Genomic DNA, 2,195 nt, shown 5'->3' with positions numbered 1-2,195 from the left:
GTCGGTCGACTGCTATGGCTCACGGCCTCTCGTGTGACCCGAGAGACACAAGCGCGCGCGATCTGCGCTTTTTCCCCGCCTGAAGACCGCCGCGCCTGTTGGATTTGCTCGTGCGCGGCATTAGCGCCCTCAATTATCTGAAGTCATTCGGTTGCTCAAGCAGCCGCACCCGCCCACTTCAATCCTGATCTCGTCATCGACCTTGAGAAACTCGCCGCGCGGCATGCCAACGCCAGCAGGCGTACCCGTTGCAATAACGTCACCGGGCTGCAGCGTCACGTGCCGGCTGAGATAAGCAATCTGTTCGGCCATATTGTGCACCAACCGAGATGTATTTGAATTCTGCTTCAAGACGCCGTTGACCCAGAGTTTGATGCTCATGTCCTGCGGATTATCGATATAGGCCGCCGGCGTGAACCACGGCCCCATCGGCGCAGCATCTTCGAAGCACTTCTGACCGATCCAGTCGTAGATGAACGGCGTGCCCTCGCGCTTCATCAGATCGCGCGCGGAGAGGTCGTTGACGATTACGAACCCCGCGACTGCCTCCATCGCATGCTCTTCGGAGATGTTGCGGATCTTGCGGCCGATGACGATCCCGACCTCGGCCTCCCAGTCGACCTGCTGCGAAAACGACGGCAGGCGCGCGGGCGTCTCAGTGCCGATGATTGAACCAGCGGTGGTTTTCATGAAGAACCAGGGCTCGGCGCTTTTGGTCATGCTCGGCGCCTTGCCGGTCGTGCGCTTGGCAATTTCGGCCATCTCCTCCAGATGGTCCCAATAATTGGCACCGGCGCAAAAGAACGCGCCCGGATACAGAATAGGCGCGAGAAGCTTGACGCTCGCCAACGCCTTGCCGTCCGTCGGATTGACGGACTTTGCTGCTTTATCGAGCGCGGGATGCACCTCATCCCACCGCCGCAGCATTCCGAGAACGGAAGGCTCCCGCAGCTTGACCGTGCCCAGCAATGGCTCAGGCCGATAAATGTGCTCTCCGATCAACACCCCGGCGGCCGATTGGCCGTCGATGTCGATGTAGCTCAGCAAGCGATAGCCACGATCTGTCACGAATTTCACTCCAGCTTGATTTGTTGATTATCTCGTTTGTCGACCGCGGCAGCATCGTGGCGGCCGGCCGATGTCCGCATTGCCCGTCAGGGCGAGACCTCTTCCAGAAGCCGCTGCTTGGTTTCGATCGCAAACAACGCCGTGACGATGGCCGTTACCAGCGCCACCGTTCCGAAAGCCAGGAAGACGGAGCCCAATCCGCCGGCAATCATGAACCCGACAGTGGTCGGACCGACCATCGAGGCCAACCGCAGCCATGCGGTGGCCGTGCCGACCCCGAGCGCACGCGCTCGCGTCGGATAGAGCTCGGGCGTATAGAGATAGACACCGAGATTGATGGCGTTGACGAAAAAGTTCGAGATTGTGATGTAGGTCAACACTTGCTCGGGCGAGGGATTTAATATCTGTGACAAGATAATCAGCGCGCCAGCTGCTCCTGCAAAGCAGGCCGCAAACAGAAGCCTGCGACCGATGTGATCGATGATCAACGCGGCGATGGCCGCGCCGATCAAGCCGAAGGCGGTCGTGATCAGGCCGTAACGAAGCGCGACATCAAGCGGAAGCTTGAAGATGGTGCGGAAGACTGTTGGCATCCAAATCGAAAGGCCGTAGTTCACCAGGTATGCGGTGAACCAGATCAGCCAGACGACAAGCGTTCGGCGCAAATAGAGCGGGCCAAAAAGATCCGAAAAGGATGCGGTCTTCTCAGCGACTTTGACGACAGGCTCCGGCGCCGGCAGCGGCTTTCCGGTTGCCTTCTCGGTTTCATGCTCGATCTGCGCGATCGCGATTTCGGCTTCCTTCAGCCGCCCGGCATTCGCCAGCCACCGCCGGGATTCGGGCAAGACCCGGCGGAGAAACAACACCAGCACGGCAGGGATCGCCCCGACCAGGAACATGTAGTGCCAGCCCAGAGTTGGAACGACCCAGAGACCCAGCACGCTCGCCGCGACAATGCCAACCGGGAATATCAACTCGTACAACATGACGAAGCGCCCGCGCACGTTGGTGCGGGCGAGCTCGCTGATATAGACCGCGGCGATAGGGACTTCGCCGCCGAGGCCGAAGCCCTGAATGCCCCTGAAGAGGACGAGCGACTCGTAATTCCAGGCGAGCGCGCAAACGAG

The 2,195-nt window shown here is 60.0% G+C and carries 2 protein-coding genes; both read right to left on the bottom strand.

From position 1 onward, the window contains the following. Positions 1-129 precede the first annotated feature (129 nt). Entirely contained in the window at positions 130-1,068 is a 939-nt protein-coding gene (locus JOZ76_RS22860) for a fumarylacetoacetate hydrolase family protein (RefSeq protein ID WP_291702151.1), read from the bottom strand. A gap of 86 nt (positions 1,069-1,154) precedes the next feature. Further along, positions 1,155-2,195 (bottom strand): MFS transporter (locus JOZ76_RS22855; RefSeq protein ID WP_291702149.1); only part of this gene is annotated, 1,041 nt, incomplete at its 5' end.

Origin of the sequence: Bradyrhizobium sp., from assembly GCF_019244115.1 — a bacterium.
Taxonomy (GTDB): Bacteria; Pseudomonadota; Alphaproteobacteria; order Rhizobiales; family Xanthobacteraceae; genus Bradyrhizobium.
Note: the sequence above shows the minus strand (reverse complement) of the source record. Positions and strands in the feature narration are given on the sequence as shown.